The organism is Pseudomonas sp. C2.3V (genome assembly GCF_058536325.1).
This window is the reverse complement of the sequence record NZ_JBZUBN010000001.1, coordinates 1,499,634-1,522,800: the sequence shown is the minus strand read 5'-3', so window position 1 is coordinate 1,522,800 and position 23,167 is coordinate 1,499,634. Positions and strand designations below refer to the sequence as shown.

Here is a 23,167-nt window from a genome sequence, read left to right as displayed (position 1 = left end):
GGAATCCTCATGAGCGCCAGCATTCTAGTTGCCCAGAACCTTAGCAAGGTTGTACCCAGCGCGGAAGGTGAACTCACTATCCTTCATGGCCTCGACCTTGAATTGGCAAAGGGCGACAGCCTGGCCATCGTAGGCAGCTCAGGCTCCGGCAAATCCACTCTGCTAGGCCTGTTGGCCGGGTTAGATCAGCCGAGTGAGGGGGATGTTGTTCTGGCGGGACATGCTCTGGCCGCATTGTCAGAGGATGAGCGTGCGCGAATACGTGCCGAGCATGTCGGATTCGTTTTTCAGTCATTTCAACTGCTCGACAGCCTGACCGCTTTAGAAAATGTCATGCTCCCCATGGAGCTTGAAGGTTACAAAAATGCGCGTGATCGCGCCGAGTCTCTTCTGGAACGAGTCAATCTGGGGCATCGCCTGAGTCATTATCCACGCCAGCTTTCTGGAGGCGAGCAGCAACGAGTCGCCATCGCACGGGCGTTCGCTGCTAACCCCAAGGTGTTGTTTGCCGACGAGCCTACCGGGAACTTGGATACTACTACTGGCGCCCGTATTAGCGACCTGTTATTCGAACTGAACACAGAGCTTGGAACCACCCTGGTGCTGGTGACCCATGATGAGCGACTCGCGCAGCGATGCAATCGTCTGATACGTCTGGAAAGCGGCCGCCTAGTCACATTGGAGGCCTGAATGACTCGCCTCCCCTTCTTCCGATTATTGCGTCAAGCCAGCCGGCAGCTTATGCGAGAAGTTCGAGCCGGAGAGCTGCGAGTGCTCTTCTTTGCACTGGTGATTGCGGTTGCCTCAAGCTGTGCGATCGGTTATTTCACGGCTCGCCTGAACGAAGCCATGGTGTTGAGGGCCACGGAGTTTCTAGGCGGTGACCTGGCACTGCGAGGTACCTCGGCAGCTCATCAAGAGCAGATCGATGCCGGCCTTGCCCAAGGGCTGAAACATGCTCAAACCATAGAGTTTTCCAGCGTCATTGCCGGTGAACAGGCCATTCAACTGTCCAGCGTCAAAGCCGTCAGCGGCTCCTATCCGCTCAGGGGAAAGCTCAAGAGCACGCTCACTCCCCAAGGTCAGGAAACAGTTGGAGGCCTTCCAGATCCTGGGGAGGCCTGGGTCGAGGCTCGCCTGTTACCAGCACTTGAACTGAAGATAGGTGACACGATCGATGTTGGTCGTAAAACACTACGTATTTCTCGCATCCTGACCTACGAACCCGATCGCGCTGGTGACTTTTACAGTTTGACGCCGCGTGTCCTGATGAACAGTGCAGACCTGCCGGCCACCGAGGTCATCCAGCCGGGCAGCCGGGTTCGCTACCGAGACCTCTGGAGTGGTGAGGCCGATCAGCTGGAGCGTTACCGGGCAGCCCTCGAACGTAGTCTCGATGTCAATCAGCGAATTGAGGACCCACGCGACGGTAATCGTCAACTCGGCAGCGCCCTGGACCGAGCTCAACGCTACCTGGGATTAGCGAGCCTCGCCGCCGTGTTGTTGGCTGGCGTGGCCGTGGCCATGTCGGCCAATCGCTTCGCAGTCAGGCGCTTCGACGCGAGCGCCCTACTCCGCTGCCTTGGGCTGTCGCGCCGGGAAGCCTTGATTCTGTATAGCCTGCAGCTGGCCATGCTTGGGTTGCTGGCCAGCGTACTGGGCTCTGTACTGGGCTGGCTTGCCCAATTTCTGCTCTTCCACCTGATGGCAGGGTTGCTGCCCGCAACAATCCCCAGTGCAGGACTATTCCCAGCACTTGCGGGTATGGGGACGGGCCTGATCGCGCTTGCTGGTTTCGCGTTGCCGCCCCTGGCTGCACTTGGCCGAGTCCCGCCCCTACGCGTTCTGCGCAGCGACCTTCTTCCTGTTCCTCCTAGAAGCTGGATCGTCTATGGTACTGCCCTGCTGGCCTTAGGGCTGATCATGTGGCGGTTATCGCTGGACCTCAGGCTAACCCTGGCACTGCTAGGTGGCGGACTGGCTGCCACAGTAGTGCTTGGCGGACTAATGCTGCTGGGCTTGAAAGGATTACGCCGCATGCTAGCCTCGGCACCGCTTGCCTGGCGTTTGGGGCTGGGCCAATTGCTTCGTCATCCAGTCGCTGCTGCCGGACAGGCCCTGGCATTTGGGCTGATTTTGTTGGCGATGGCGCTTATCGCCTTGTTGCGCGGAGAAATACTGGACCGCTGGCAGGACCAGCTGCCAGCGGACTCCCCCAATTATTTTGCACTCAATATCCTGCCTGCCGAGAAGGACGCCTTTGCGGCACAGATCAGCCAGCTGTCGCCCAATCCGAAACCGTTATATCCCATCGTGCAGGGTCGTTTGGTGTTGATCAATGGCGAGCCTGCCAGCGAGGTCGTAGAAAGTGAGTCACGCGGAGACCGCGCCACGCGTCGCGACCTTAGTCTTACCTGGGCTGACACGCTGCCCTCAGGCAATGTCATCACTGCCGGACGGTGGTGGGACGTTACACCACCAACACGTGATCTGCCGGGCGTATCCGTAGAGGCAGAACTGGCCAAGAGCCTCAAAGTAGGGATAGGCGATCATCTCAGCTTCAATATTGCCGGCAAGATCATAGAGGCGCAGGTGAGTAGTCTGCGAACCGTGGACTGGAATAACTTTCAGCCCAATTTCTTCATGATCTTTCAGACGGGAACGTTTACCAATGTTCCCGTCACCTATCTCACCAGCTTTTACATTCCGCCTGGCCATGACCGGGCCATGGTTGAGTTGGCACGTCAGTTTCCAGCCGCAACGTTATTGCCTATCGATGCGATCCTTGCGCAACTACGCAGCATCCTGGGCCAGGTGACCATTGCGGTAGAATTCGTCTTGCTCTTTGTATTGGCCGCTGGAATGACGGTCTTGTTTGCCGGTCTTCAATCCACACTGGATGAGCGCATACGCCAGGGTGCACTTTTGCGGGCACTGGGATCAGAGCGACGACTCCTGATACGCACCCGCCGGGTTGAATTTGCCTTGCTTGGCGCAACCAGTGGACTTTTGGCAGCATTAGGGTGTGAGATCATTACAGCTTTGCTGTATCGCCTTGTGTTCGATATGCCATGGCAACCACACCCATGGCTTTTGCTGCTTCCCCTGATAGGCGCAGCAATGATTGCTGCAGCCGGTCTTTTGGGAACGAGACGGGCATTGACGGTCAGTCCGCTACGCATTCTGCGGGAAGGTTAATCAGGTTTTTATATGGAATGGATGTATGAGTCGATACCGACCGCCTCGTAGTGCAGGCACCCCTTTGATTACGCTCGAAGGCGAAGCGCGCCTGCGCGCCGAACTGCATGAGCTCTGGAATGTCCGTCGACCACAAGTTACGCAGTCCGTGAGCGAAGCGGCGGCCCAGGGTGATCGTTCAGAGAATGCCGAGTACACCTATGGCAAGAAAATGCTGCGTGAAATCGATAGCCGTGTACGTTTTTTGCGTAAGCGATTGGAGAATCTCAAGGTTATCAGCGAGCGGCCGGCAGATCCCAACAAGGTGTATTTTGGCGCCTGGGTAACCCTGGAAGATGACGAGGGTGAACAGGCTCGCTATCGAATCGTAGGACCGGATGAGTTCGACATAAAACTCAACCAGATCAGCATCGACGCCCCGCTGGCTCGTGCCATGGTCGGTAAACCGCTGGATGCGGAAATTACCGTGCAGACACCAACCGGCGAGAAGCGCTGGTACATCGTAGAAATTGATTACCCCTGACGCCGGGTAATCACGCCTTGCCGGGCGATCCGTGTCAATTCATGCACGACCGCAGCCGCCTGGTCCCTGGAAGGCGCTTCGATGACGGCGAAGTCAAACATGTCCTTGGCAAATTGGCTCAACTCCTGCGGTTGCTGGGCAAAACGGATCTGGAAGGAGCGAGAAGCAGGCCAACGCCTTGGCCAGCCTTCCAGATACCGGAGCAGTGTGGGCTGATGCAGCCCGCCAAGCAAAATGGAAGGATGCGAGCTGAGCGATCCGTGAGTAATGGGGGTCAGGCGCAATTGGCAGTGGGAAATGGTCATGGTGATGGTATCCGCCTCATAAGTCCCGCTGGTCAGCGGTGAGGCAATCACCGGCCAGCGCTTTAGCGGTATTTTTTGAGTCTCGATAGACTCGCGCCCCGCAAGTTGCTGTTTAAATCGGCGCATTCGAATCCTAGGCAAGCGGTACTCATGCTGTCAAGCACGGCGGTTTGCCAACCGGATTAACGACTGGTAATACGGATACTGCGCTTGCCCTCTTCCAGCCGGTCACGCTCGCGGGCATACGCCAGATAGTATTTATTGACGCTGCTGACGTAATTGACGACGCCCATCCCATATTTTTCAGAGGCAATTCGCTCGACCTGAAAGAACCACTTGTTAGGGTTAAGCCCCTGTCGCTTCGCTTCGGTCCGCAGCCGCTGAACCCTCTCTGGTCCCAGGTTGTAAGCTGCGAGAACAAAAGCCCGACGCTCACGCTCATCCAGCGTGCGGCTTGAAAAGAATTGGCGGCGCAGCTTTGCCATGTAGCGAGCAGCAGCCTGCACATTGCCGTCAACCGTGCGAATATTCTTGACCCCAACGCTTCGGGCCGCCGATGGTGTAATTTGCATCAGCCCTGTTGCGCCACCGCTACCTTTGGCAGCGCCATCCAGACCTGATTCCTTGTAAGCCATAGCCGCCAGGGTTAGCCAATCCAGATTGTAAGTGTTCGCGTATCGCTTCAGGACCGGACGAACTTCGGTAAGCCGCTGGTGATCGTCTGCACCTAACGGATTCCGGACCTTGGAACTGCCTTTGTAGGCCTTTTGAAACGCCACATCGCTGCCGGTCGGCATACGATGTCCAGCAAGAAAGCCATTCACCGCTTTACGCAGTTCAGGGGTATCGCGCCGGACAAACCAAGTTATATCCTGCTGCTTGGCCACTACTAGCCGCCGCTCTACATGAAGCTTGGGCAAGACCTTGGCCCAGCGGTCTGCAATAGGCTGTTCAACGACCGTAAGGGAGAAGATTCCAGCGGAAACCATTTCCAGCACATCCTCAACACCCAGGCTGGAGTCAACCCGCTCAAGCTCGATGGGCTTGAGCTTACGCTTAGCCAGTTGCGCATTCAGCTCGCGCAACGCGGGTTCGGCTGCGCTACCGGCTGGCAGAGTGAGCTGGCGACCAGACAGCTGATCCAGACGAGTATAGCGACGCTGCCCTGATCGGCTGACGACTACAAGTGGCGTATTGGTCATCAGTGGATGGCTGCGTACGATCTTGGTCCCGATAGGCCCCGAAAACAGCTCACCCGGAGCAGCAATATCACCCTCACCCCGCTCTAGCGCAGCCAGTAATTCCTCTTTAGGCTTTGGGATGAAAACAACCTTGAGCGGCTGAGCCTTTTTGCCCTTGGCGTTGAGATACTGCTCGAAGGCATCAAGACGACGGTACTCTATGCCGATGGGCTTGCCGTCCAGTTCGCCGGAGCTGTTACGGTTCTGATTGACCAGGACACGCAGCACGCCTGCAGTTCGAATCGCAGACAGGTCACGTACGGTCTTCTCCTGCTTCCAGTGCTCTGTACTTCCGACCCGTGCCTGGGCAGGAAAAGGTGACAACAACAGCAGACAACACACAACAATAAGATGACGCGCCATCCGGTTCTCCATGGTTGGCCAAGCGCAAGACAAGGCGCAACGACGCCCTCCCTTTCCAGGAGGCAATGGAAGCCGAACTACCCATGAACACCGACATAATCCTGTTCATGATCGACTTTTTTATTAAATGGACAGACTGATACTCAGCTGGCCACCGTTTATTAGGTATTTCTCATGCAACTGATCGACATCGGCGTCAATCTGACTCATCCCAGCCTGGCGCGAGAAGCCGAAGCCGTTATTGAGCGAGCGCGCACAGCGGGTGTCGTTCAAATGGTACTGACCGGCACAAGCCTTGCTGAAAGCGAGGCTGCGCTCGAACTTTGCCGCACGCTGGATGACTCGAACACGCTGTTTACAACAGCCGGCATTCATCCACACGAAGCAGCAAGCTGGACCGCCACGACAGGTAACAGCCTCAAGGCGCTGGCAAAAGAGCAGAAAGTACGTGCTCTTGGAGAATGCGGGCTGGACTTCAACCGCGACATTGCTCCCCGCTCCGTGCAAGAGAAAGCGCTTGAAGAACAACTGGCCATAGCCGTTGAACTACAACTTCCGGTCTTCCTGCATGAACGAGACGCCAGCGAACGTCTGCTGGCCATTATACGCGATTTTCGCGACAAGCTTCCCGCGGCTGTCGTGCACTGCTTTACCGGCGAAAAACAGGCCCTCTATCAATACTTGGATCTGGACCTGCACATCGGTATTACCGGCTGGATTTGTGACGAGCGTCGCGGTACACACCTTCATCCGCTGATGAATGACATTCCCATGGGCCGCCTGATGCTGGAAAGCGACGCGCCTTATCTGCTACCGCGCACGCTACGCCCCAAACCCAAGAGTGGGCATAACGAACCAGCATTCCTGACTGAAGTACTGCATGAAGTGGCTCGCCATCGTCACGAGTCGCCTCAGGCCCTCGCCGCACATACCACAGTCACAGCCCGGCAGTTTTTCAACCTGCCGGTGATTGAAGCGAGTTTTGAAGATCCGACCTAAAGCTGCTCTTTATTGTGCCGTTAACCTGAGTGGAAAGAAGCGGTCGCCTCTGTAGACCGCTTCGACATTTTGTTCCGGCTCGATGCTGGAAAAACTCCCGTTACGGACACAACATTCCATGAGTGGTTGGATTCGAGACATTTCCCTGAAGTACAAATTCTGGGCCGTCAACGCCGTTGCTTTCTTTACGACGTTGTTACTGGTCTTGTTTGCCATGCATCTTGAGCAGAATGCCCGCCTTGATGCCGGTCAGAACGCTGCCAGACTGGAAGCCAGTCATCTATCGACGTTAGCGGCTGCTCAATTCCCGGTTACAGACACAGCGGTGAAACTCAACGACACCGCTGCGCTAGCGCGCCTTGGAGTCGATGCAGTCTCGCTGAGTGGAAAGCGGGACTGGGTGGAACTGGAGCGCAGCGAAGCGCTGGCAGGAGCCTGGGTTGCCCAGACCTCCGATGGTCAGCCGTTTGCCATAACAGTGGAGCGGGTGAGCTTTGGCGAGGTCTTCATGCATCGCGCCTTCGAATACGGTGTGGCCGTTTTCGTGCTAATGCTGGCACTACTGTGCGCCTCTCAGCTTCTGATCCGTTTCATTCTGACCAACCTGCATACACTCAAGGATGTCATGCTGCACGTAGAGCGCAGCGGTGACCTGTCAGCACGAGTACCGCTCAACAGCCGTGACGAAGTCGGCCAGATGGCCAACGCGTTCAATGCAATGCAGGGGGGCTATCAACGTATTGTCATGACGGTGACCGAGACCGCCACTCGACTGGATGAGGGCGCAGCACGTCTGGCCAGCACGATGCGGGAAGTACAGCGCGGCATGTTGAATCAGCAGAGCGAAACGGACCAGACGGCAACAGCCATCAATGAAATGTCTGCAACGGTCCATCACATCGCCCAGCACACCGCCGACACTCGGGATCAATCCAAGGAAGCCGATCGTTTAGCCGGTGCCGGACAGACCGTAGTCGAGCGCGTCAGCCAGTCGATCTCCGGACTTTCCCAGGGCGTTCAGCAGACGGCTGAAATGATCCAGCATCTGGCTGACAACAGCCAGAAAATCAGCAGCGTCGTCAGCGTCATTCATGGTATTGCCGAACAGACAAACCTGCTGGCACTCAATGCCGCCATTGAAGCAGCTCGCGCGGGCGAAATGGGTCGCGGGTTTGCCGTCGTGGCTGACGAGGTCCGTAATCTGGCACAGCGTGTACAGGATTCAACCAACGAAATCACTCAGATGATTGCAACGCTTCAGGCAGGAACGCGCGATGCGGTTGAATTCATGAACGAAAGTTCGATCAAAGCAGATGGATGTGTTGAAGAAGCTGCCGAAGCCGGACAGGCCTTGGCGGCGATTGCTGGAGCCGTGGCGCAGATGCGCGACAGCAACACGCAGATTGCGGTTGCCGCCGAGCAGCAGTCTCACGTAGCAGAGGAAATGAGCCGCTCAGTGGTCGGTATACGAGACGTTACCGAGCATACCGTACGGCAGACATCCGATGCATCGGCAACCAGTCAGGAGCTGGCCGCATTGGCGGGCGACCTGAACAGGGCCATCCAACAGCTCAAGCTTTAAGCACAAGCAATCTATGGCTTTGATAGTGAGGAACGATTCGCGACCACATTATCAAAGCCCTTACAGTAAGTGTATCAATTAACAGGAGTGCAATCATGCGCCATATGATGAATCGGGCCTCCTCACGCGATACGGCACTGATGCTGTCGGTCCCGCTTGTCAGCCTGTCTGCGCTGACTGTTACCAGCGGCCTGCTGTGCCATAGTCTTACCAGTGTTGCAGTGGGCGTCGTAGGTATCGTAGCGGCAATGGCGATCCAGTTTCACGAGCCGAGCAAGAAGTCCCACTCGCTTTTCGTCAGCTGATCGAGCGCTCTCTCTAGGCCTGATCAGTGCTTTTTGATGTTCTTAGAGCGTTTTTCAAAGCCTTTAGCTGCGCTTTAAGAAGATGTTCATCCACAGTTTCGCGGCTGTAGCGCTGACGTTCGAAGGTCAGGCAGAACGCTTCAATTTCGCCTTGCTGGTGAGGGAGTCGTTGAATAGTACGCTGCATGAAATGACGGACGGTTTCAGCTTTCTCACGAGTCAGTCCGTAGCGCCTTACCACTCGCTCGAACTGATTGAATAGCCGTGTTTGTGGGTCAGTTGCCTGTTTCCAGGGTTTGAGCAGCCATACCGCCAATAGCCCCATCAACAATCCCCCACCGCCAACAAGCGTCGCAACAAACGTGGCACTATCGACCTTGGCAAACCAATTCCGCAGCAGGTCGCCTTGCGTCTCAGCCTGATAATTTAGAACCCAGCGTTGCCAGCCATAGTTGAGCCTGTCCCACGCCATCCGGGCTTCGTTAAGCCAGGCGAGTTGTCGATAGCGCATCGGTGAGAAGGGTGACGACTCTAGAAAAGCACCTTCACCTCGTGCACTTGACAACGCATCCTCAAGGCCACGCTCTACCCGCTCGGGCGCGACTTGGGCCGTAGGGTCGGCGCTTACCCAGCCTTTTCCGGAAACCCAGTACTCTACCCAGGCGTGTGCATCAAATTGATGGACCGTCAAGTAATTACCTGCCTGGTTGTATTCTCCTCCCTGATAACCCGCCACCATACGTGCAGGGATACCGGCGACACGCAGGAGAAATGTCATCGCACCAGCATAATGGGCGCAAAAGCCACGACGATGCTCAAAGAGAAAGGCATCGATAGCATTCGTCCCCCCGACTGGCGGTTTGAGGGTGTAAATAAAAGGCTCCTCACGAAAATAGCGCAGTATCGCCTCTGCCAATGCCTGAGGCTCGGGATAGCGCTGCTGCAGATCTTTAATCCAGGCACGCGCTTGCAGGTCGTTGTTGGTAGGTAGTTGCAGTGCGCGCCGTGAGTTGGCCGGATTTATAGCTTCCTCGCGTATCACCTGCGGCCATGATGTCGCTTCGTACATCAAAGGCGTATCAACGGGTCTTCGGCGTTGCAGGTGGAAATCTCCGACCAGCCTGACGTCACTCTGATTGGTTTGCGGCACGTCTAGCGCAAACAGCCAAGGCTTCTGGCTTGGCTCCATAATCACTGTATAGTGAATAGCAACGCCAGCCGGTTGCCATTGTGGGGCAATGCTGTAGGCAGTTTCCTGGCTGACCGACCAGCGCTGGCCATCGAAGCGCTCGAAAGTTACTGCTCTCCAGTAAAGCGTATTGCGTAGCGGAGGCGTCCCTTCGAAGCTGACTCGAAATGCCCGCTCGGCAGATTGGGAAAGTTCGGCAATCTCGCCGGGAGCGATATTGTCCGAAAGCCCCGTTACGGCCTTGTCACCCGATTGTGGCATTGACCACAACGGTCCCATGCGTGGAAAAAAGAGAAACAACACGAGCATGAGTGGCAGTGCCTGAAGCACCAGACTTCCGGCCAGCCTGTAGGTAGGCCATGGCCGATGCGCCATGCCGCTCTGTTGGAGGCCAATGAGCGCCGCCAGCAGCGTAGAGATGGGCAACAGGCTATACAAAGCGGCAAGAAAGCTGTCATCAAACAGGTAAGCAATGACAACCGCAAAAAAGCCCAGAAAGATCACTACCAAGGCATCCCGCCTTGTGTTCATTTCGACCAGCTTGAGCACAAACATTGAGATGAGCAGCGCGGTTCCGCCGTCCAGCCCGATCACCGTACCCTGGGCGAACCAGACACTAGCGGCAGCTACAATCAGCAAGCCGGCCTTTTCAATCCGGGTAGGCGCCCGAGCCCTCATCCTAAACTGCTGAACACGCCAGAACGCGCACCCCAGCCACAGCCCGACGATCCAGAACGGCAGATGGAACAAGTGGGGCGCAATGACTAATGCCTGGGCAACCAGCAACCAGGTCAGTGCGATACGGGGAATAGGTTGAGCGGCTGTCATGAGGGCTGTCCGAACAGAGCCAGTGCCTTGAGCGATGCCGACTGATGTGCCTCACCGGTATCAGGGCCCAGCACGGTTCCTGGTAAGCGCAGCCCAAACCGTTGCTGCTTAGCGGAGCAAACCAGAACCCAGTGGCACAGTTGGGATAGTCGTGCTTCGACATCTCCGTCCAATACAGAAAAGTCGAGCCATAAATCACTGCCTATCAGCATGGCGAAATCCCGGACCAATAGGCCCTGTCCACGCGAGTACGCTTTCCAGTCCAGCCGGCGACGTGAGTCCCCTGGTTGGTAAGGTCTGAGCCCCAGAAAATCATCAGCACCCTGCCCTTGAGTGCGGGCACCTTCGTCAGCGTCTGCGTCAAGACCCGCCGGCAACAGCAAATCACCCGGTATCGGTTTTGGGTAGATCAAGGCTTTCTGCTCCAGATCAAGCCAGCTCCATGCCACTATCAGCCCCAGCGGAAATCGGCTTTCTACCCGCAGCCTGCCGGGCCTCAACCATCCCCGCCTCACGGGTGTCAGGAAGAGGTCCAACTCACTGGCGCTATCTGCCTCGACATCGGTGTATTGAAGCGTGTCCTTACCCCACCCGATTGCAATGGCCTGATGGGCGCGCCCTTCATCGTCCAGACGCACCCGAAACCGCACGGGCTCGTCGACGAACGCTGGCGCTGACCCAGCTGCCGTCAACCGCAGTCCCGCCAGATTTCGATAGGTATGCAGGATGGTGACGATCCCAACCGAAAACAGCAGAAACGTCAGGCCGTACGCCAAGCTGTTCTGGTAGTTGATGGCTGCAAGCAGCATCAAAATCAACGCAACGCCAAACGCTGTGCCCTGGCGGGTGGGAAGGATAAAAATGCGCTTCTGGTGCAATACCATGGATGGCGCAGCGGGTATGCGTCGATCGAGCCAGGCGCTCCACTGACGACGGAAAGAACCTGCCTTCATAAGCGTCAGAGTGCCGGGACTTCACGGAGCAGCCATTGGACCAGCGCCCCGCCCCCATGACCGGCAGGATCAGCCTGATCCCGCAGACGATGTCCGGCTACGGCAGGCAAGACAACCTGAACATCCTCAGGAATTACATAGTCACGACCGTCCAACAGCGCCCAGGCGCGGGCGGCACCCAGCAGCGCCAGACTGCCTCTTGGTGAGAGACCCAGGGCAAAGTTAGGTTGCGTACGGGTTGCTTCGACCAGACGCAGCACATAGTCCACCACCGCATCGCTGGCATGGATATTGGGCACTTCGTTCTGGATAGCAGCCAGCTGCCGATGATCCAGCAGGGGCTCCAGCCTGGGAAGCTGGTCTCTACCCGATCCACCCAACAGCAATGCTCGCTCGGCTGCGCGGCCTGGATAGCCCAGCGAAAGCCGCATCAAAAAGCGATCCAGCTGGGACTCGGGCAATGCAAACGTTCCCCCCTGAGAAACAGGGTTCTGGGTCGCGATGACAAAGAACGGCTCCGGTAGTGGGCGAGTCGCACCCTCAATAGTGACCTGCCCCTCCTCCATCGCCTCCAGTAGTGCACTCTGGCTTTTTGGCGTTGCCCGGTTTATTTCGTCGGCCAATAGCAACTCGGTAAAAACCGGGCCTTGGTGAAAGACGAACTGCCCGGTGTCCTTGTCAAAGACAGAGGTACCCAGAATGTCGCCAGGCAACAGATCGGAGGTGAACTGAATACGTTGAAACGAAAGGCCAAGCACCTTGGCCAGGGCATGGCTCAGCGTGGTCTTGCCCATACCGGGCAAGTCTTCAATCAGTAAGTGACCTTTGGCGAGCAGGCAGGTCATGGCCAGGCGGACTTGCTTGTCCTTGCCGAGCAGGACCCTGTCGACTGCTTGGAGACAGGTTTCCAGTTGCGCGTGCATTACGTTCTCCTTTTGAACAGCCCGATGCTACTTGAACCGTACAAGCGAAGAACAGGGCTTGAAATCTTTTGTGACGCTCGCAGGCAACGCTCATGCTAGAGCGAGCCATGCGAGCATCTCCTGATTTCAGCGTAGATCAGCCAGGATAGCCGTCAATGCCGCAGCAGGATCACTGGCGCGACTGATGGGGCGGCCGATCACCAGATAATCGGATCCGGCCTCCAGCGCCTCACGAGGCGTAAGAATACGACGCTGATCATCCAACGCACTGCCTGCCGGGCGAATACCCGGAGTGACCAGCTGCAGGCTGGGGTGAGCAGCCTTGAGCGAAGAGGCTTCCTGAGCCGAACATACCAGCCCGTCCATGCCAGCGCGCTCAGCCAATCCGGCCAGACGCAGGACCTGCTCCTTGGGGTCGATGTCCAGACCGATACCTGCCAGGTCTTCGCGCTCCATGCTGGTCAGCACCGTCACGCCAATAAGCAGTGGCTTGGGACCGGAAAGGGTGTCGAGCGTCTCCCGGCAGGCTGTCATCATACGCAAACCGCCCGAGCAATGGACGTTCACCATCCAGACGCCCTGCTCGGCAGCAGCCTTGACGGCCATGGCTGTGGTATTGGGAATGTCATGAAATTTGAGATCCAGAAAGACCTCGAAGCCCTTGGCATGCAGCGCTTCGATGACAGGTCTGCCGTGGGAAGTAAACAGCTCTTTGCCCACTTTGACGCGGCACTGCGCCGGATCGAGTTGATCCGCCAACGCCAGGGCGCCCTCGGCAGTAGGAAAATCCAGGGCGACAATAATCGGTGTCTGGCAAGCAGGCATGGCACTCTCACATATGAATCCAGGGAAGCCCTATTGTCGCAGAAAGCCATTTCCCGGCAAAAGGATTGCTTGTCTGCTACACCCATGCACCAAAACAAAGAGTCACTTTTTGGCTGGCGCCCTACGTTTGGGCAGCTATGGTGTTAGAAAGCCGCCAAAAAGCCAATAACAGGCTGGCATGCTCGCTGCAATGGTTACCCGTGAACCCACTCGGTGAGAAGACAAGATGACTACACAATTAAAACCCGCCTTGGGCACCTTGCATCTCTGGGGTATCGCTGTAGGCCTGGTCATTTCGGGGGAGTATTTCGGCTGGAGTTACGGCTGGGGCGTAGCCGGAACGCTCGGCTTTTTGGTAACGGCGCTTATTATCGCCGCCATGTATACCGCATTTATTTTCAGCTTTACCGAACTCACCACAGCCATTCCCCATGCAGGAGGCCCTTTTGCCTACAGCAGCCGTGCCTTTGGCGAGAAAGGCGGTCTGATTGCCGGCCTTGCCACGCTGATCGAGTTTGTCTTTGCACCGCCTGCCATCGCCATGGCCATCGGTGCCTACCTGAATGTTCAGTACCCTGCGCTTGATCCCAAACTTGCAGCCGTAGGCGCCTACATCACGTTCATGACACTCAATATTCTGGGCGTAAAGCTGGCAGCCACCTTTGAGCTGGTCGTGACCGTACTGGCCGTTCTGGAGCTGCTGGTCTTCATGGGCGTAGTAGCACCCGGTTTCAGCTTCAGCAATTTTGCTCTTAATGGCTGGGCAGGCTCGGATACCTTTGGTATGCCCGCCATTACTGGAATTTTCGCTGCCATCCCTTTCGCAATCTGGTTCTTTCTTGCCATCGAAGGCGCTGCAATGGCGGCCGAAGAAGCCAAGGATCCCAAGCGCACCATTCCCAAAGCCTACACGACGGGCATTCTGACACTGGTAGTACTGGCCATTGGCGTCATGCTTTTCGCAGGCGGCGCTGGAGACTGGCGTACGCTTTCCAACATCAATGATCCCTTACCGCAGGCCATGAAGATGGTGGTAGGCGAAAATTCCGGTTGGCTACACATGCTCGTATGGATCGGCCTGTTTGGTCTGGTAGCCAGCTTCCACGGAATCATTCTGGGATACTCCCGCCAGTTCTTTGCCTTGGCGCGAGCAGGCTACCTGCCCGTCGGGCTCGCCAAACTGTCACGCTTCCAGACGCCCCATCGCGCCATCATTGCAGGTGGGGTCGTGGGCGTTGCGGCTATCTATAGCGACGGGCTCATCAATCTCCAAGGCATGTCGTTAACTGCCGCCATGATTACCATGTCGGTATTTGGTGCCATCGTCATGTACATCATGAGTATGCTGAGCCTGTTCAGGCTGCGCCGCACCGAACCTAACCTGCCGCGCAGTTACCGTGCGCCCGGCTACCCTTTCGTACCCGCGTTGGCATTGGCCATTGCACTGGTCTGCCTGGTCGCCATGGCATGGTTCAACCCAGTCATAGGCCTCGTCTTTCTAACCTTCATGGGCGTCGGCTTCGTCTACTTTCTTTTTACCGCACGCCAGCGTGCCCAGGCGCCCGCGGATAGCCTGCTGAAGGTCAACGCCATATAAGCCTGATAGCACTTGTCCTCGGATGGCCCTCTGAGACAGTCACAGAACCGGAGTGTGTATGATCTACCAGACCATCATCGGCCATCAGGCCTATCGCTTCGAAGACCTCAAGACACTTCTGGCCAAGGCCAGTCCGGCGCGCTCGGGTGACGAACTGGCCGGGCTTGCGGCCGGCTCGGCAGAGGAGCGTATGGCTGCAAAGATCGCGTTGGCGGATGTCCCGCTCAAACGCTTTCTTGAGGAGGCCTTGATTCCCTACGAGCAGGACGACGTAACACGCCTGATCATCGACAGTCACGACGCGTTTGCATTTGCCCCTATCAGTCATCTCACCGTAGGCGATTTTCGTGATTGGCTCCTGCTCGACAGTACGGACAGCAAAACCCTGACAGCGGTCTCGCCAGGCATCACGCCTGAAATGGCCGCCGCTGTCAGCAAACTGATGCGCAATCAGGATCTGATCCTGGTAGCCAAAAAATGCCAGGTCATAACCCGCTTCCGCAATACGATAGGCTTGCCCGGCCATCTTTCGGTGCGCCTGCAGCCCAATCACCCTACTGACGATTTGCAAGGCATTGCGGCCAGCATGCTGGACGGCTTGCTCTACGGTGCAGGCGATGCCGTTGTCGGTATCAATCCGGCCAGTGACTCGCTTTCAACGTTGACGCCGCTGTGGGAGATGATGGATGAGCTGCGTCAGCACTTTGATATTCCCATGCAGACGTGTGTACTGACCCACGTCACCACCCAAATCAAGGCGATCGAAAAAGGCGCCCCGGTTGATCTGGTTTTTCAATCCATTGCCGGCACGCAAAAGACCAACGATAGCTTTGGTGTAACGCTGAGCCTGTTACAGGAAGCGCATGATGCAGCCCGTTCACTCAAGCGGGGCACGCTGGGCGATAACGTCATGTATTTCGAGACAGGTCAAGGCAGTGCCCTCTCCGCCAGCGCACACCATGGTGTTGACCAGCAGACCTGCGAAGCACGTGCTTACGCGGTCGCGCGGACGTTCAAACCGCTGCTGACCAATACGGTGGTTGGCTTTATCGGTCCCGAGTACCTCTACGATGGAAAGCAGATCATCCGGGCCGGCCTTGAAGACCATTTCTGCGCCAAGCTGCTGGGCGTCCCGATGGGCTGCGACGTGTGCTACACCAACCATGCCGAAGCGGATCAGGATGACATGGACACACTCATGACGCTTTTGGGCGTCGCCGGGTTGACCTACATCATGGGCATTCCAGGCGCTGACGACATTATGCTCAACTACCAGAGCACTTCCTTTCATGATGGACTTTATCTGCGCAGCGTACTGGATTTAAGGCGTGCCCCCGAATTTGAAGCCTGGCTGACCCGCATGTCCATTACAGAGCCCTCCGGACAGCTACGAGACATCAACCGCGAGCACCAGCTGCTACGTGCCCTGCCCCACCTGCCGGGAGCCGCATGATGACGACCGCCAAACCTACGCTGGTCCAGACAAACCCCTGGGACGAACTGCGCACCCATACGTCGGCACGTATAGCATTGGGCCGTGTTGGCTCAAGCCTTCCCACGGCGGAAGTACTCCGATTCGGCCTGGCTCATGCGCAGGCAAGAGATGCCGTACACCATCCGCTGGATGTCCATATGCTGAGCGAGCAACTCCAGTCAAAAGGTTTTCGCACGATTCATGTACACAGCCAGGCTGCGGATCGGCAGCAGTATCTATTACGCCCGGATCATGGCCGAATGCTGGATATCGCCAGCCGTGAGCAGTTAATGGCTGAAGCGCCTGCCCCGGACATCGCTATCGTCATTGCCGACGGGCTGTCGTCCTTTGCGGCCAGTAGCCATGCAGTTCCCATACTTGAGCTACTAAAGGAGCGTTTCGATACCGACTGGTCCCAAATACCCGTGGTCATTGCCGAGCAAGCCCGCGTGGCCTTGGGTGACGAGATTGGAGAGCGGCTCAATGCCCAGCTGGTAATCGTGATGATCGGAGAGCGACCTGGTCTTACATCACCTGACAGCCTCGGATTATACGTTACCTACCAGCCCCGCCGCGGACGTATGGATAGCGAGCGTAACTGTATTTCCAATGTACGACCCGAGGGGCTCCCGTACCGCTTGGCGGTTCATAAACTCGACTACCTGCTCAAGCAGGCCTTAAAGCTAAAATTGACCGGGGTCAACTTGAAAGACGATAGCGTTTTACCCTTGCTTAAAAGCACTCCTACTGCCTAGGCGGGTCTAAGCAGCATAGACTGTTTCATTTGCACGGAGGACTGCACCATGCCCTGGTATGCCTGGCTTTTCTTGATTATTGCGGTGGGCTCGATTGTAGGTAGCCTGTTGATGCTTCGCAGCTCGGCCAACAAGGTAGAGCTCACCGATGAGCAGCGTCAGCGGATCCGTCAGCGAAACGCGGAGATGGACACCAAAGATGCCCGGAATCGCTAGGTATCCTAAGTTGTGACTTAGCGCCTGAACTCAAACTGCAACTCAGCACCTTCGAAATCATCTGAGCGTTCGCGATTTAGTATTCGACCGCTCAGGTTGAATCGATCATCCTCCTCATGCTTGTCGAACAGCGGAGGAAGCATGCCCGTCGGCTCCTTTTGCTCTGCTGTAACAGGCACTGCGCTCTCGATAAGTTCTTTGGGAATACTCAGGTCAACCTTGAGTGGCTCCTCCGGTTCGGGAAGCTTCTGTTTTACAGTCTTGGGCACCGGTTTGGGCTTTGGTTTTTCAATAACCAGCTCAGGCTTTTTGTCCGGCTGAGGAGCCGGCACAGGCTCCTCATCAAAGCTTTCAGGGACACGGGAGGTGAGGATGGGTTCCTGCCGGGCCGAAGTGTCCGGTACTGGCTTGGCATGGGAAGCTGTTGGCGATACTGGTTTTGGCGCGGTCTGCTCTACAGAGGCCGCCTGCGGTTCGGCTGGCTTTTTGGGCGGTTCCTTTTCCGGCTTATCACACCCACCGAGTATCAACACCAGCGCCAGCCAGCACAGCTTATGACCACTCACCATCCAACGTAGAGTCCCCATAAGAAAGCCTCAGGCAGAACGTCGTGAACTCCTTCCTGTGAAGATGGCCCACAGCAATAGCGCATAGCACACTGCGGTGACTAGGTTGCCGACGGCGTTGAGTAACGCATACGCCCACCCTGGCGCCAATGGGATCTGCCAGAGCGGCAGTAAAACGGGCAATGCCAGCGTAAGCACGCTATAGGCTGCAAGCCAGACAAGCAGGATGACCATACTCAACAGGCATAACAGGCTCGCCTTGCGGTGCGTTCGCCATTTCAGGCAAGCCACCAGCAGCCCTGTCAGCCAAACAAGCACCAGCGGTACATTGCCTAGCACTCCAATCATCGGCAGCCAGCTTGCGGCCTCGGTCGAGCCCATCGACACCTTTACCTCTTCACGCCTAATGTAAACAGACTCACAAAATGGCGAACGAGTTCACACCGTTAAGCAGCTACCTGAGCCTCTTGGCAGAGCTGATTGGCCAGTATTCCAATCGTCATCAAAGCGCGCTCGGTTTGTCGATTCCACGCCATCCCGCAATTGAGCCGAATACAATTGTTGAATTGATCCGTATTGCTGAAAATAATGCCTGGCGCAATGCTGATGCCCTCCTGCAACGCTCGGAGGTGGAGATCCTTCGTATTGACCCTGGCTGGAAGGCTCACCCATAGAATGAAGCCGCCGATAGGTCGGCTCATTTGGGTTCCCTCAGGGAAGTACTGTTGAACGGCTAGCTGCCACGCCGTCATATTCTTGCGGTATTCCTGCCTGATGGAGCGTAGATGACGGTCATACCCGCCATTTTCAAGATAAGCCGCTACACCCATTTGCGTGAGACTACAGGCAGAGTGGGTGGTAAAGGTCTGTAAGCGCTGAATGTCCGGCTGGTATTGATTGGCAATGACCCAACCGATACGCACACCAGGTGAGATCGTCTTGGAAAAACTTGAACAATAGACCACCCTGCCGTTCCGATCATGGGCTTTCAACGCCTTCGTCGCACCGACCTCATAGAACAATTCACCGTAGATATCGTCCTCAATGATCATGAAGTCTCGCTCATTGGCAAGCCTTAGCAGCTGCTTTTGACGCGCCTCAGGCATTGTACTGCCTAGGGGATTGCTCAGCCGGGAGGTCATGACCAGCGCCTTTACAGGCCACTGCCGCGCGGCCAGCTGCAATGCCTCTACGCTTAGACCGGTCTGTGGGTCACAGGGAATCTCGACCACCTTGAGACCTAGCACATCAGCCAATTGCAGCAAGCCGTAATAGGTAGGCGATTCGGTAGCGATCAGATCACCTGGTTTGGTCAGCACACGCAGGGACATCTGCAAGGCATCCACACAGCCATGGGTAATAACAACCTCAGAAGGCGCTACCGAGACCCCGGCATCCCGCATACGGATCGCAACCTGGCGGCGCAAGGGCTCGTAACCCGGGCTGTACATATAGCTGAACGCACGCTGACTGTGAAAGCGCGTCACCTTGCTGATCTGCTGATGCAGGGCCCGGATAGGTAGAAAATCCACATTAGGAATGGCAGCCCCGAAAGGAACCACGTCATCTCGTCGGGACTCCAGAAGCACTTGATTGATAATGTCACCGCGAGTGACCAGGGTTGGCCGCTCTACCCTGCCGATTTCAGGTGTAGGCGCTGTCAAGGCAGGCGTCTGGTGTACGTAAAACCCTGACTGGGGACGAGCCCGGATAAGCCCTTGGTCTTCCAGTGTGGCATAAGCTTGTAAAACACTTGCGTGACTGACGCCCAACTGCTGACTCATCTTGCGAACAGAGGGAACGCGCTCGCCCGGTTGGTAGACACCCCGGCGAATATCTTCAGCCAACTGATGAGCGATACGTTGATAGAGCAACAGATTCGTCATGGCACGCATTCCCTTGGTCACTGAACCGAAACAGTAGCATCGTCTTACCAGATTGCACCGGTACAGCTTGGTAAATTTAGGACAATACAGCCAGTGCTAACGGATAATCAGTCGGCAATGAAACAAGGGATGCCGCTTTTAAGCATGAGCGCGACAGGCGGGCCGTTTAAACCTGCCGTTTACGCTCAACGTGCCGGTATGAAATTACCGTTTTCGTCAGAAAACACCACTTCGACTCGGCGATTTTTGGCGCGGCCCTCGGCCGTCCCGTTGGATGTCACCGGATAATCCTCGCCATATCCAATGACCTGAAGGCGGCCTGCCTCTACACCTAATGCACTCAAGGCCCTGGCGACGGCATGGGCACGCTGTTTGGAGAGGGAAAGATTGCGATCCTCATCACCGGAGTTATCCGTGTAGCCTTCGATTCGGATCTCCCGCTTGGGGTTGATTTGAAGAAACTGGGCAAGCTTGAGAACCGTTTCATTAGCCGTTGGATTGAGTTGTGATCGTCCCGGAGCAAACAACACATCGCCCAGCGTCATGACGAGACCGCGCTCTGTCTGAGTCGTACCCAGGTTAAACAGCTGATCGGTAAGCCATACGTTACGCTCTCGTGCAGAACGGAGTTCTTTTTCCCGCAACTGCAATTGCAGGCGTTCGATCTGCAGTTGTAATTGGGTCGCCTTGTCCTGGCTCAAGCGAAGGCTTGCATGCTCTCGGGCGATATCGCTGTAGCGTTGGCTCAGGTAGGCAAAGTGGCGTACATCTTTGCTGCTTCCCCAATAGCCAGCCAGCTGCTCCGCCTTGTCCAGGGTTTCCTCGGCTCTTTTTACATCCTTGGGTGCGCTACGCAGCACGTCGGAATCAGTCTTGACCGTGGCATACCTGGATTTGGCGTCCTGTAACGCCTGCCGAGTAATGGTGCTGCTGCTCGTACACCCTGTGATCATTGAAAACGCCAGCGCAAGTCCAGCCACCGACAGTACCGAACGTATCATGGCGTACTCTCCAAACGCTTTTGTAATCGGGCGATCTGCTTGTTGAGTTCATCCACATGTGTCTGGCTCTTGTTATTGAGCACCTTGGCCTCGGCCAGGCGAGCGTCGAGTTCAGCCTGTTCCGCCAATACACGAGCTTTTTTGTAATCTTCAACCCGCATGGCTTTTCGGGCCCGTTCAAGCTTGTCGTTGGCGAGGCTGTATTCAGGAATGGAGTCATCCGCCCCAATGTCATGGGCTTGGTCGAATGCCTGGGTGGTCAGTTTCATTTGCTCGGATGGTGCGGGATCGTTGGCGCACCCGGCAAGCAACAGGGCCAAAACAGAAGCTGCCCAACAATAAGATTTTTTCACTATCTGGTTTCCTGCAGAGTCAGGCGACAGCTCTATGACGCTGCCTAAAACCAGAATTTTGTCATGTTGAAAGGCATTTGTCCGTCAACAAAAATCTACCCAATAAAAAACCCGCTCGATCGAACGGGTTTTTAGGAGGTTATTGCTTATATCGACTTTTCAAGCTCAGGGATTAACTCGAACAGGTCACCTACCAGTCCATAATCAGCCACCTGGAAGATTGGCGCCTCTTCATCCTTGTTGATGGCCACAATGACTTTCGAGTCTTTCATACCAGCCAGGTGCTGAATCGCACCGGAGATGCCTACCGCAATGTACAACTGCGGCGCAACGATCTTGCCTGTTTGACCAACCTGCATGTCATTGGGTACGAAGCCTGCGTCCACCGCTGCGCGAGAAGCGCCTACGGCAGCACCCAGCTTGTCTGCCAGGGAGTACAGAATCTTGAAATTATCACCGTTCTGCAAACCACGACCGCCCGATACCACCACTTTCGCAGCGCCCAAGTCCGGGCGACCTGTCGTGGCCAATTCTTCGTTCACGAAGCGGGAAATACCTGCATCCTGTACGGAAGAAACCGCTTCGATAGCGGCAGAACCACCTTCGGCAGCAACCGGATCAAAACCAGTAGCGCGCACGGTAATAACTTTTACCGGAGCGGATGACTGCACGGTTGCAATCGCATTACCGGCATAGATGGGCCGCTTGAAGGTATCCGGACTTTCTACCGAAATGATCTCGGAAATCTGATCCACGTCTAGTAGCGCAGCAATACGTGGCATGAAATTCTTGCCGTTCGAACCGGCTGGCGATAGTACGTGGGTGTACCCATTGCCTTTAACCAGCTCAACAACCAACGGCGCCACGTTTTCTGGCAACTGGTAGGCGTAAGCAGCATTATCGGCAACCAACACCTTGGAAACGCCCTCGGCTTTGGCAGCAGCTTCAGCCGCACCACCGCAGCTCTGACCGGCGATCAGAACATGAATATCACCACCGATGGCTTTGGCTGCAGCCACGGTATTGAGCGTTGCGCCATTGAGCGCAGCATTACTGTGTTCGGCAATGACCAGAATAGCCATCAGATCACCTTCGCTTCGTTCTTGAGTTTTTCGACCAGTTCAGCAACCGACTTCACCTTGATACCTGCCTGACGGCCAGCCGGTGCTTCCACCTTCAGCGTCTTGACAGTCGAAGCCGTGCTAACACCCAGAGCGTCCGGCGTTAAGACATCCAGTGGCTTTTTCTTGGCCTTCATGATGTTTGGCAGCGAGGCATAACGCGGCTCGTTCAAGCGCAGGTCAGTGGTCACGATAGCAGGCAGGTTCAGAGCAACGGTCTGCAGCCCTCCATCGATTTCGCGGGTCACGTTCAATACGTCGCCATCACGCTCGACCTTGGAAGCGAAGGTCCCTTGGGCAAAGCCGGTCAGTGCACCCAGCATCTGACCCGTCTGGTTGTTATCACTGTCAATAGCCTGCTTGCCCATGATAACCAGCTGGGGTTGTTCCTTGTCGACAACCGCCTTGAGCAGCTTCGCAATCGCCAGCGAGCTCAACTCTTCATTGGTCTCGACCAGAACGGCACGGTCCGCTCCCAGAGCCAACGCAGTACGCAATTGCTCCTGTGCAGCAGTCGGACCTACAGACACGGCCACGATTTCGGTAGCGATACCTTTTTCCTTCAGGCGCACCGCTTCTTCAACGGCGATCTCACAGAAGGGGTTCATGGACATCTTGACGTTGGCCAGGTCAACACCGGAGCTATCGGGTTTGACACGGACCTTGACGTTGTAGTCCACCACTCTTTTTACAGCTACAAGAACCTTCATGAGTTCCTCATTATTCTGTAGTGAATAAATACGGTAGCCAGGCAGGCCTAGCCGATCGAATCGACCAAATAACGGCTCTCGGCTTACAAATAACCATTAACCGCCGTATGTTGACTGCATCAGTCGAGAGGGTCAACGCTCCAAGGCAAGTCGGCGTGCTGCCAGAAGGAAATGCGATAGGCTAAAGGCATCACAGTTAAAGGGTACTTGCCTTTAGCAAAGGCCGTCCGAACGCTTTTTTAACCAAGCCATAA

At 56.1% G+C, this 23,167-nt stretch carries 23 protein-coding genes; 10 read left to right on the top strand and 13 right to left on the bottom strand.

Annotated elements, in window-relative coordinates:
* The first annotated feature begins 9 nt into the window (after window positions 1-9).
* From AC4LF3_RS07170 to greB, 3 genes are read left to right on the top strand one after another with little or no spacing between them, the layout of a single operon-like run.
* Window positions 10-690, top strand: coding sequence for an ABC transporter ATP-binding protein (locus AC4LF3_RS07170; RefSeq protein WP_010797768.1), 681 nt, complete (start codon window positions 10-12; stop codon window positions 688-690).
* Window positions 691-3,198: an ABC transporter permease gene (locus tag AC4LF3_RS07165; protein WP_491835014.1), complete on the top strand. Its 2,508-nt coding sequence runs from the start codon at window positions 691-693 to the stop codon at window positions 3,196-3,198.
* Between the two features lie 25 nt (window positions 3,199-3,223).
* Complete coding sequence (gene greB, locus AC4LF3_RS07160) at window positions 3,224-3,721, top strand: transcription elongation factor GreB (protein WP_491835013.1); 498 nt, start codon at window positions 3,224-3,226, stop codon at window positions 3,719-3,721.
* Here greB and AC4LF3_RS07155 read toward each other — a convergent pair.
* Entirely contained in the window at window positions 3,712-4,026 is a 315-nt protein-coding gene (locus AC4LF3_RS07155; protein ID WP_037030853.1) for a hypothetical protein, read from the bottom strand. The genes greB and AC4LF3_RS07155 overlap by 10 nt on opposite strands.
* Before the next feature lie 182 nt (window positions 4,027-4,208).
* The gene (locus AC4LF3_RS07150) at window positions 4,209-5,630 is read right to left on the bottom strand and encodes an MltF family protein (protein ID WP_491835012.1); all 1,422 of its coding nucleotides are present in this window, start codon (window positions 5,628-5,630) and stop codon (window positions 4,209-4,211) included.
* Window positions 5,631-5,804: 174 nt separating this feature from the next.
* Between AC4LF3_RS07150 and AC4LF3_RS07145 the strand changes: the two genes are divergently transcribed.
* The 3 genes from AC4LF3_RS07145 (at window position 5,805) to AC4LF3_RS07135 (ending at window position 8,516) form a co-directional block, all read left to right on the top strand.
* Window positions 5,805-6,629: a TatD family hydrolase gene (locus AC4LF3_RS07145; RefSeq protein WP_010797763.1), complete on the top strand. Its 825-nt coding sequence runs from the start codon at window positions 5,805-5,807 to the stop codon at window positions 6,627-6,629.
* A 118-nt stretch (window positions 6,630-6,747) separates the two neighbouring features.
* Entirely contained in the window at window positions 6,748-8,211 is a 1,464-nt protein-coding gene (locus tag AC4LF3_RS07140; RefSeq protein WP_010797762.1) for a methyl-accepting chemotaxis protein, read from the top strand.
* A 95-nt stretch (window positions 8,212-8,306) separates the two neighbouring features.
* The gene (locus AC4LF3_RS07135; RefSeq protein WP_125888931.1) at window positions 8,307-8,516 is read left to right on the top strand and encodes a hypothetical protein; all 210 of its coding nucleotides are present in this window, start codon (window positions 8,307-8,309) and stop codon (window positions 8,514-8,516) included.
* Between the two features lie 13 nt (window positions 8,517-8,529).
* On the opposite strand, the gene AC4LF3_RS07130 is transcribed toward AC4LF3_RS07135, so the two are convergent.
* The 4 genes from AC4LF3_RS07130 to pyrF form a co-directional block, all read right to left on the bottom strand.
* A complete protein-coding gene (locus tag AC4LF3_RS07130; protein ID WP_491835011.1) occupies window positions 8,530-10,533 on the bottom strand; it encodes a transglutaminase TgpA family protein in 2,004 nt (667 codons plus the stop codon).
* Window positions 10,530-11,486 carry a DUF58 domain-containing protein gene (locus tag AC4LF3_RS07125; RefSeq protein WP_491835010.1) on the bottom strand — a complete coding sequence of 319 codons (957 nt, stop codon included), beginning with the start codon at window positions 11,484-11,486 and terminating at the stop codon, window positions 10,530-10,532. Before AC4LF3_RS07125 ends, AC4LF3_RS07130 begins: the two co-directional genes overlap by 4 nt.
* A 5-nt stretch (window positions 11,487-11,491) precedes the next feature.
* Window positions 11,492-12,409: an AAA family ATPase gene (locus AC4LF3_RS07120; protein WP_010797758.1), complete on the bottom strand. Its 918-nt coding sequence runs from the start codon at window positions 12,407-12,409 to the stop codon at window positions 11,492-11,494.
* A gap of 126 nt (window positions 12,410-12,535) precedes the next feature.
* Window positions 12,536-13,234 (bottom strand): orotidine-5'-phosphate decarboxylase, encoded by a 699-nt coding sequence (pyrF, locus tag AC4LF3_RS07115; protein WP_197873097.1) that lies wholly within the window; start codon window positions 13,232-13,234, stop codon window positions 12,536-12,538.
* Window positions 13,235-13,460: 226 nt separating this feature from the next.
* On the opposite strand from pyrF, the gene eat reads away from it, so the two are divergent.
* Genes eat through AC4LF3_RS07095 form a run of 4 tightly spaced genes read left to right on the top strand, consistent with a single transcriptional unit; the run spans window position 13,461 to window position 17,276 of the window.
* The gene (gene eat, locus AC4LF3_RS07110; protein WP_491835009.1) at window positions 13,461-14,831 is read left to right on the top strand and encodes an ethanolamine permease; all 1,371 of its coding nucleotides are present in this window, start codon (window positions 13,461-13,463) and stop codon (window positions 14,829-14,831) included.
* A 58-nt stretch (window positions 14,832-14,889) separates the two neighbouring features.
* Entirely contained in the window at window positions 14,890-16,284 is a 1,395-nt protein-coding gene (locus tag AC4LF3_RS07105; RefSeq protein WP_491835008.1) for an ethanolamine ammonia-lyase subunit EutB, read from the top strand.
* A complete protein-coding gene (eutC, locus tag AC4LF3_RS07100) occupies window positions 16,284-17,060 on the top strand; it encodes an ethanolamine ammonia-lyase subunit EutC (RefSeq protein WP_491835007.1) in 777 nt (258 codons plus the stop codon). Before AC4LF3_RS07105 ends, eutC begins: the two co-directional genes overlap by 1 nt.
* Window positions 17,061-17,108: 48 nt before the next feature.
* Window positions 17,109-17,276, top strand: a complete 168-nt coding sequence (locus AC4LF3_RS07095) for a DUF2897 family protein (RefSeq protein ID WP_491835006.1) — start codon at window positions 17,109-17,111, stop codon at window positions 17,274-17,276.
* 17 nt (window positions 17,277-17,293) lie between these two features.
* Here the strand turns inward: AC4LF3_RS07095 and AC4LF3_RS07090 are convergent, their stop codons facing one another.
* From AC4LF3_RS07090 to AC4LF3_RS07060, 7 genes are all read right to left on the bottom strand, one after another.
* Window positions 17,294-17,863 (bottom strand): hypothetical protein, encoded by a 570-nt coding sequence (locus AC4LF3_RS07090; RefSeq protein WP_491835005.1) that lies wholly within the window; start codon window positions 17,861-17,863, stop codon window positions 17,294-17,296.
* A 9-nt stretch (window positions 17,864-17,872) separates the two neighbouring features.
* Window positions 17,873-18,229 (bottom strand): hypothetical protein, encoded by a 357-nt coding sequence (locus AC4LF3_RS07085; RefSeq protein ID WP_289928926.1) that lies wholly within the window; start codon window positions 18,227-18,229, stop codon window positions 17,873-17,875.
* Window positions 18,230-18,288: 59 nt separating this feature from the next.
* The gene (locus tag AC4LF3_RS07080) at window positions 18,289-19,728 is read right to left on the bottom strand and encodes an aminotransferase-like domain-containing protein (RefSeq protein ID WP_491835004.1); all 1,440 of its coding nucleotides are present in this window, start codon (window positions 19,726-19,728) and stop codon (window positions 18,289-18,291) included.
* Between the two features lie 185 nt (window positions 19,729-19,913).
* Complete coding sequence (locus AC4LF3_RS07075) at window positions 19,914-20,729, bottom strand: OmpA family protein (RefSeq protein WP_010797749.1); 816 nt, start codon at window positions 20,727-20,729, stop codon at window positions 19,914-19,916.
* Window positions 20,726-21,082 (bottom strand): DUF4398 domain-containing protein, encoded by a 357-nt coding sequence (locus AC4LF3_RS07070; protein ID WP_010797748.1) that lies wholly within the window; start codon window positions 21,080-21,082, stop codon window positions 20,726-20,728. Before AC4LF3_RS07070 ends, AC4LF3_RS07075 begins: the two co-directional genes overlap by 4 nt.
* 146 nt (window positions 21,083-21,228) lie before the next feature.
* Window positions 21,229-22,164 (bottom strand): electron transfer flavoprotein subunit alpha/FixB family protein, encoded by a 936-nt coding sequence (locus AC4LF3_RS07065; RefSeq protein WP_010797747.1) that lies wholly within the window; start codon window positions 22,162-22,164, stop codon window positions 21,229-21,231.
* Window positions 22,164-22,913 (bottom strand): electron transfer flavoprotein subunit beta/FixA family protein, encoded by a 750-nt coding sequence (locus AC4LF3_RS07060; protein ID WP_491835003.1) that lies wholly within the window; start codon window positions 22,911-22,913, stop codon window positions 22,164-22,166. The genes AC4LF3_RS07065 and AC4LF3_RS07060 overlap by 1 nt, the downstream gene beginning before the upstream one ends.
* Window positions 22,914-23,167 lie beyond the last annotated feature (254 nt).

Excerpts from the sequence above, each read along its gene's own strand:
- AC4LF3_RS07145 (WP_010797763.1), top strand. The coding sequence starts at position 5,805 with ATGCAACTGATCGACATCGGCGTCAATCTGACTCATCCCAGCCTGGCG.
- AC4LF3_RS07130 (WP_491835011.1), bottom strand. The coding sequence starts at position 10,533 with ATGACAGCCGCTCAACCTATTCCCCGTATCGCACTGACCTGGTTGCTG.
- AC4LF3_RS07095 (WP_491835006.1), top strand. The coding sequence starts at position 17,109 with ATGCCCTGGTATGCCTGGCTTTTCTTGATTATTGCGGTGGGCTCGATT.
- AC4LF3_RS07135 (WP_125888931.1), top strand. The coding sequence starts at position 8,307 with ATGCGCCATATGATGAATCGGGCCTCCTCACGCGATACGGCACTGATG.
- AC4LF3_RS07170 (WP_010797768.1), top strand. The coding sequence starts at position 10 with ATGAGCGCCAGCATTCTAGTTGCCCAGAACCTTAGCAAGGTTGTACCC.
- AC4LF3_RS07165 (WP_491835014.1), top strand. The coding sequence starts at position 691 with ATGACTCGCCTCCCCTTCTTCCGATTATTGCGTCAAGCCAGCCGGCAG.
- pyrF (WP_197873097.1), bottom strand. The coding sequence starts at position 13,234 with ATGCCTGCTTGCCAGACACCGATTATTGTCGCCCTGGATTTTCCTACT.
- AC4LF3_RS07125 (WP_491835010.1), bottom strand. The coding sequence starts at position 11,486 with ATGAAGGCAGGTTCTTTCCGTCGTCAGTGGAGCGCCTGGCTCGATCGA.
- AC4LF3_RS07105 (WP_491835008.1), top strand. The coding sequence starts at position 14,890 with ATGATCTACCAGACCATCATCGGCCATCAGGCCTATCGCTTCGAAGAC.
- AC4LF3_RS07155 (WP_037030853.1), bottom strand. The coding sequence starts at position 4,026 with ATGACCATTTCCCACTGCCAATTGCGCCTGACCCCCATTACTCACGGA.
- AC4LF3_RS07060 (WP_491835003.1), bottom strand. The coding sequence starts at position 22,913 with ATGAAGGTTCTTGTAGCTGTAAAAAGAGTGGTGGACTACAACGTCAAG.
- AC4LF3_RS07080 (WP_491835004.1), bottom strand. The coding sequence starts at position 19,728 with ATGACGAATCTGTTGCTCTATCAACGTATCGCTCATCAGTTGGCTGAA.
- AC4LF3_RS07065 (WP_010797747.1), bottom strand. The coding sequence starts at position 22,164 with ATGGCTATTCTGGTCATTGCCGAACACAGTAATGCTGCGCTCAATGGC.
- AC4LF3_RS07120 (WP_010797758.1), bottom strand. The coding sequence starts at position 12,409 with ATGCACGCGCAACTGGAAACCTGTCTCCAAGCAGTCGACAGGGTCCTG.
- AC4LF3_RS07090 (WP_491835005.1), bottom strand. The coding sequence starts at position 17,863 with ATGGGGACTCTACGTTGGATGGTGAGTGGTCATAAGCTGTGCTGGCTG.
- eutC (WP_491835007.1), top strand. The coding sequence starts at position 16,284 with ATGACGACCGCCAAACCTACGCTGGTCCAGACAAACCCCTGGGACGAA.
- AC4LF3_RS07140 (WP_010797762.1), top strand. The coding sequence starts at position 6,748 with ATGAGTGGTTGGATTCGAGACATTTCCCTGAAGTACAAATTCTGGGCC.
- AC4LF3_RS07150 (WP_491835012.1), bottom strand. The coding sequence starts at position 5,630 with ATGGCGCGTCATCTTATTGTTGTGTGTTGTCTGCTGTTGTTGTCACCT.
- eat (WP_491835009.1), top strand. The coding sequence starts at position 13,461 with ATGACTACACAATTAAAACCCGCCTTGGGCACCTTGCATCTCTGGGGT.
- AC4LF3_RS07075 (WP_010797749.1), bottom strand. The coding sequence starts at position 20,729 with ATGATACGTTCGGTACTGTCGGTGGCTGGACTTGCGCTGGCGTTTTCA.
- greB (WP_491835013.1), top strand. The coding sequence starts at position 3,224 with ATGAGTCGATACCGACCGCCTCGTAGTGCAGGCACCCCTTTGATTACG.